The sequence below is a fragment of the Vibrio sp. 10N.261.52.C11 genome, from assembly GCF_041471405.1.
Classification (GTDB): Bacteria; Pseudomonadota; Gammaproteobacteria; order Enterobacterales; family Vibrionaceae; genus Vibrio; species Vibrio crassostreae_C.
The window spans coordinates 1-6,375 of the sequence record NZ_JBFROI010000136.1 but is presented as its reverse complement, the minus strand read 5'-3'; the positions used below and the strand labels follow the sequence as shown (position 1 = coordinate 6,375).

Genomic DNA, 6,375 nt, shown 5'->3' with positions numbered 1-6,375 from the left:
CGCGATGAACCTTTTTTATTGCCTGAATTATCAATATTTCAAGCAGTTATTTAAGCTGATCGCATAATTTTGCCTGCTATATGAAACACTACACCAATAAATACCAAACCGCTCGCGACCGCACCTGAACACCATTCCACTACCCCATCTCAACTTCTATTCTTTCCATCAACCAGTGCTTGCGCTGAAACAAACTAAACAATGGAATAGAACAATGAATAACAAGAACAAAAGAACGAACCAGAAAGGCTTTACGCTGATTGAATTAATGATTGTGGTGGCGGTAATTGGCGTATTGTCTGCGATTGCCATTCCTCAATATCAAAAATATGTAGCCAAAGCAGAAGTTGCTTCAGCTCTTGCTACAATGACAGGTATAAAAACTAATGTAGAGGCTTATGCCGCGGAAAACGGGGCTTTTCCTGCTAATAGCTTAACTAATGCGCTAGGTGTCCCATCAAAGATACCAGTTGGAGCGATTACATTTGAACCTGACACATCAGCTGGTGTTGGCACCATCGTATTTACATTCGCAAGCTCCGGAGTTAGTACCATTTTACATGATAAAGTTTTTGTATTAGGCCGCTCAGGGGATGGCGAATGGGAATGTGATAGCGATGCAACAGATGGTGTCGAGGACGAACTATTACCAAAAAACTGTAAATTATAATATTCAATGCTAACCAACCTCCCAACCGTTCTACGTCAGGCTGATTTACTTAGCCTGACTCAGGAACAAGCCGTGGCAGAACATGTACAAGCTTCAGGTATTTCGACACCTGAAGCTTTGCTCGTTCTAGATTTCTTCAGCGGCGATTCCTTAGCAAACAACATAAAAACCATCTTCGGCTTACCGTTAATACGATTAGCCAATACTGACTACGAATCCCTGAGTGAACAATTAGGGCTTCGTGAACTGATTACTAAGTATCGTGCTATTCCAATTTCAGTTTCTAGCTCAACTCTCACACTCGCTTCTGCCGACCCTACGGATTTACAGGCTGAAGATGACTTCCGCTTTGCGACAGGATTGCAAGTTGAATTGGTTGTCGCTAACTACTCTGAATTAGAAGGTGCGATACGCAAGCTGTATGGCCGCTCTATTTCCGGGCAAGATTCTAAGCGTAAAGAGATCACCCAAGATGAGCTAGCTAACCTCGTCAAGGTATCTGACGACGAAATAACGTCGATAGAAGATCTCAGCCAAGATGACTCTCCTGTGAGTCGCTTTATCAATCAGATACTGGTTGATGCGGTGCGTAAAGGCGCATCGGACATCCACTTCGAACCTTATGAAGAAAACTACCGCGTACGTCTACGTTGCGATGGCATCCTTGTCGAGATCCAACAACCCGCCTCTCATTTAAGCCGTCGTCTGTCAGCTCGCTTAAAGATCCTCGCTAAACTCGATATTGCCGAACGTCGCTTACCTCAAGATGGCCGTATCAAACTGCGTTTAAATGACGAACTGGCAATTGATATGCGCGTATCAACGCTGCCTACCTTATGGGGCGAGAAGATCGTACTGCGATTGCTTGATAGCAGTGCGGCCAATCTCGATATAGACAAGCTCGGTTACAGCGAGGCTCAAAAAGCCCTCTACCTCAATGCACTAAAGCGCCCGCAAGGGATGATCTTAATGACCGGGCCAACCGGCAGCGGTAAAACGGTTTCTCTTTATACTGGACTTCGAGTACTCAACACCTCTGAACGCAACATCTCAACAGCTGAAGACCCAGTAGAGATTAACCTGTGTGGTATCAATCAGGTACAGGTGACGCCTAAGATTGGCTTTGGTTTCGCCGAGGCACTACGATCGTTTTTACGACAAGACCCAGACATCGTGATGGTTGGAGAAATCCGAGATTTAGAAACCGCCGAAATCGCGATCAAAGCCTCCCAAACCGGGCATTTAGTACTTTCAACACTACACACTAACTCAGCCGCAGAAACCGTGACTCGGCTTGCTCATATGGGAATAGAGCCCTTCAACCTTGCTTCGTCATTGAGCCTAATCATAGCCCAACGACTGGCAAGACGCTTGTGCAACCATTGCAAAGAAACAGACGACTCGCCGGACATATTTCTGCGTCACTCGATTCCTAACAGCCAAATAATCTACAAAGCTAACTCTCAAGGGTGTAATGAATGTAACCAAGGTTACTCAGGTCGAGTGGGTATCTATGAAGTGATGCCGTTTACCGACAAGCTAAAAACCAGCCTTATCAATAAACCTAACGCGTTAGAGATTGAAGACATCGCGCGTAGAGAAGGCATGAGAACACTGCAAGAGTCCGGTATCGATAAGTTGCTTGAAGGCACGACCAGTTATCAAGAACTGCAACGTGTTCTGTATCTATAATTCATCGGAGCGCTCATGACGACCAAACTTCAGTCACAATTAAAAAACTACCACTGGAAAGGCATCAATAGCTCAGGCAAAAAGGTGTCAGGGCAAACCTTGGCACTCGCCGAATTGGAAGTACGAGAAAAGCTCAAAGAACAGCATATTCAGATTAAGAAAATCAAAAAGAAAAGTATTTCAGCCGTCACTCGTTTAACACATCGCGTCAAAGCCAAAGACATCACAATTTTAACTCGGCAACTTGCGACGATGCTGGCTACTGGTGTGCCTATCGTACAAGCGATAAAGTTGGTATCAGACAATCACCGTAAAGCAGAAATGAAATCAATTTTATCGCACATCTGCAAAGGTGTAGAAGCCGGAACTCCGATCTCAAAAGCGATGCGAACCGCAAGCCGTCACTTTGATGATCTCTACACCGACTTAGTCGCGACGGGCGAACTTTCCGGTAATCTAGCGCAAGTATTCGAACGCTTGGCAACTTATCGAGAAAAGAGTGAACAGTTAAAGTCTAAGGTTATAAAAGCACTGATCTACCCAGCGATGGTGGTCATTGTTGCACTAACTGTCTCCTACCTAATGCTAACCATGGTAATCCCCGAATTTGAGGCGATGTTTTCAGGCTTTGGCGCCGACCTGCCTTGGTTCACCCAACAAGTACTCTACCTTTCCCATTGGATGCAGGCTTACAGTTTTTATACGGCTGTAGGCATCGGGCTTGTTTTCCTGATTATTTACCAACTGTGTCAGCGTTCCCACTCGATCAGACTGTCTGTTAGTCGGCTAGGATTACGCTTTCCTGTTCTCGGCGGCGTATTAGCCAAAGCCTCCATTGCCAAATTCAGCCGAACCTTATCGACCAGCTTTAGTTCTGGCATTCCGATTTTAATGAGCCTCAAGACCACAGCCAAAACCGCAGGCAACCTGCATTATGAGTCGGCCATCATCGAGGTTCACCGAGAAACGGCTGCTGGCATGCCAATGTATATCGCAATGCGCAATACCAACGCCTTCCCTGAAATGGTGTTACAGATGGTGATGATCGGTGAAGAGTCAGGAAACCTTGATGATATGCTTAATAAAGTGGCTTCGATTTACGAGTTTGAAGTAGACAACACCGTCGATAATCTGGGCAAGATCTTAGAGCCATTGATCATCGTGTTTTTAGGCACTGTCGTTGGCGGGCTTGTGGTTGCGATGTACTTACCGATCTTTAATCTTATGAGTGTGTTAGGATAGTTAAAGCAACTAAACACCCATGAGCAGCAATCTCTGCTCACCTTGATTAAGTGGTAAAGGACACTATGGAAGTATTTCACTACTATCCTTGGCTATTCCCCGTATTAGCTTTCATTTTTAGCCTTCTTATCGGCAGCTTCCTCAACGTAGTCATACACCGTTTACCGATTATGATGGAACGCGAATGGCAACAAGAGTGCTCGGAATATTTCTCTCAATATAAAATTCCAGCGCCAGAGGGAAAGTTCAATCTCAGCATTCCTCGTTCAACCTGCCCGAAATGCAAAACCCAATTAAGAATCATCGACAATATCCCAGTGTTAAGCTGGTTGCTCTTAAAGGGTAAGTGCCACAGCTGCGCTAATCCAATCAGTGCTCGCTACCCTTTGGTCGAACTGCTTACAGCAATACTTTGCACAATGGTTGCTAGCCACTTTGGTTTCAGTTACTACGCCATTGCTTTGATTCTTTTCACCTTCGCACTGATTACCGCGACCTTTATCGATCTCGATACCATGTTGTTGCCTGATCAAATCACCTTGCCTTTGGTATGGTCCGGTATCGCATTAGCACTGTTTAATATCGGCCCAGTATCGCTGCAAGATTCCGTGGTTGGCGCAATGGCTGGTTACCTCGCTTTATGGTCTGTTTATTGGTTGTTCAAACTGCTAACAGGTAAAGAAGGCATGGGTTACGGTGACTTCAAACTCCTGTCGGCCCTTGGTGCATGGCTTGGTTGGCAACACCTACCGATGATCATCCTTTTATCTTCGCTGGTAGGCCTTGTGTTTGGTTTAATTCAACTTCGCCTGAAACAGCAAGGCATCGATAAAGCCTTTCCATTTGGCCCTTACCTTGCAATTGCGGGTTGGGTAAGCTTGATGTGGGGTAACGACATCATGGGTTGGTATTTCACTTCTGTACTAGGAATTTAACCATGGCAATCATTATCGGATTAAGCGGCGGTATCGCCAGTGGCAAAACCACGGTCGCTAACCTGTTCAATGAGCATTTTAATATTGATATTGTTGATGCTGATATCGTGGCACGTGAAGTGGTTGCGCTGGGCAGTGACGGTTTAAAACAGATTACAGAACACTTTGGTGAGTCTATCTTGCTTGAAGATGGAACTCTCAACCGAAGTCGACTGCGTGAGCTGATCTTCTCTGATCCTAAAGAGAAGCAGTGGCTCAATGATCTTCTTCATCCCATGATCCGTGACAAAATTGACAGTGACCTGTCTAAAATCACATCCCCGTATGGTTTATTAGTTGCACCGCTATTGGTGGAAAACCAAATGCAAGGCATGGCCGATCGCGTATTAATTGTTGATGTGCCAGCAGAAGTTCAAATAGAACGTACGATGAGTCGTGACAATGTTTCTAGGGAACAAGTTGCATCAATTTTAAAATCACAGGCTTCAAGAGAACAACGCTTAGCAGTTGCAGATGACGTGATTAAAAACCATACTAAAAACCAAGAACTTTTGCCTCAAATCACAGATTTACATCAAAAGTATCTGGCAATCAGTGCTGTAGATGGGTCAGAATAGAACAATGTTGAATGAAGGTTTGCTCGATGATCACCCATAAATTTGAACATCCTCTAAATGAGAAAACACGCATCTACTTAAGAGTCGAATCACTCTTGAGGCAGCTACACTTGTCTTCTACATTTTCCGATGCTCAACAGTATCAACTATTTTTCCGTTCCATCTTTGATCTGATTGAAATCTTCGAACAGATCCAACTCAAGAGCGAACTCGCAAAAGATATTGAGAAACAACGTGTAACCTACAAAAGCTGGTTAGATGTTGAAGGTGTCGATCAAGAAATGCTGACATCGCTGCTCAATGACATTGGTAATATCTATCGTGATCTGATGCAGGCAGAGCGTTTTGGGCAATCACTTAAAGAAGACCGCTTCCTGAGTGCGATTCGCCAACGCTTTAATCTTCCAGGTGGCTCATGCTGCTTTGATTTACCGGCACTGCATTATTGGCTGCACCTTCCTCTCGATAAAAGAATGAGAGATGCTAAAGCTTGGATGGATAGCTTACAACCTCTGTATGAAGCGCTAACACTGTGGTTGAAGCTCACCCGAGAGACTGGTCACTTTAAAGAGCAAATCGCTCGTGCTGGCTTCTTCCAGAGCGATGCCGATGAAGCGAATATCCTTCGTCTTTCTATTCCGATGCAATACGGTGCCTACCCGATGATCTCAGGTCACAAGAACCGCTTTGCTGTTAAATTCATGAGCTTTGAAACTGGTCAAGCCTGTACTCAAGACATCGAATTTGAATTGGCGATCTGCACCTAATTAATTTCCTTTTATAGTTTGGCTTGAGTCTTCACTCGAGCCTAAACTCACTATTATTACACCTTCAAATTAAGAATCACTATGTCGAAGAAAATCACCATCGTTAAATGCCCTCAATGTAATGCTGACGTTGAATGGGGCGAACAAAGCCCGCACCGCCCGTTTTGCAGCAAGCAATGTCAGATGATTGATTTCGGTGAATGGGCAGACGAAGAGAACAGCATCGCGGGCGCACCAGATATGTCAGATAGCGATGGTTGGTCGGAAGATCCGCACTAAGCGAGTAGCGAGTAGCGAGTAGCGAGTAGCGAGTAGCGAGTAGCGAGTAAATTTTGAAGGGTTGGCGTTTAACGTCAATCCTTTTTTATTGCCTATAACACGGCGCTAGTAGAGATTCCCTACTCCTTCCTTCGTCAGTCTAGGGAATGACGGTTAATACCAATCCGGAAAAT

General features: G+C 44.8%; 7 protein-coding genes. All 7 read left to right on the top strand.

The annotated features are described in order from the left end of the window. Positions 1–214 precede the first annotated feature (214 nt). A complete protein-coding gene (locus AB4323_RS24380) occupies positions 215–670 on the top strand; it encodes a pilin (protein ID WP_372153537.1) in 456 nt (151 codons plus the stop codon). Positions 671–676: 6 nt separating this feature from the next. After that, positions 677–2,362: a type IV-A pilus assembly ATPase PilB gene (gene pilB / locus AB4323_RS24375; protein ID WP_372153535.1), complete on the top strand. Its 1,686-nt coding sequence runs from the start codon at positions 677–679 to the stop codon at positions 2,360–2,362. A 15-nt stretch (positions 2,363–2,377) separates the two neighbouring features. Beyond that, on the top strand, positions 2,378–3,604 hold the full coding sequence (locus AB4323_RS24370) for a type II secretion system F family protein (protein WP_372153534.1): 1,227 nt from the start codon (positions 2,378–2,380) through the stop codon (positions 3,602–3,604). A 65-nt stretch (positions 3,605–3,669) separates the two neighbouring features. Continuing rightward, entirely contained in the window at positions 3,670–4,539 is an 870-nt protein-coding gene (locus AB4323_RS24365; RefSeq protein WP_372153532.1) for an A24 family peptidase, read from the top strand. A 2-nt stretch (positions 4,540–4,541) separates the two neighbouring features. Beyond that, positions 4,542–5,156 (top strand): dephospho-CoA kinase, encoded by a 615-nt coding sequence (gene coaE / locus AB4323_RS24360; RefSeq protein WP_048612337.1) that lies wholly within the window; start codon positions 4,542–4,544, stop codon positions 5,154–5,156. A 26-nt stretch (positions 5,157–5,182) separates the two neighbouring features. Beyond that, positions 5,183–5,923, top strand: coding sequence for a cell division protein ZapD (gene zapD, locus AB4323_RS24355; protein WP_017063237.1), 741 nt, complete (start codon positions 5,183–5,185; stop codon positions 5,921–5,923). Positions 5,924–6,004: 81 nt separating this feature from the next. Next, positions 6,005–6,202 carry a DNA gyrase inhibitor YacG gene (gene yacG, locus AB4323_RS24350; protein WP_004735515.1) on the top strand — a complete coding sequence of 66 codons (198 nt, stop codon included), beginning with the start codon at positions 6,005–6,007 and terminating at the stop codon, positions 6,200–6,202. The last annotated feature ends 173 nt before the right edge of the window (positions 6,203–6,375 follow it).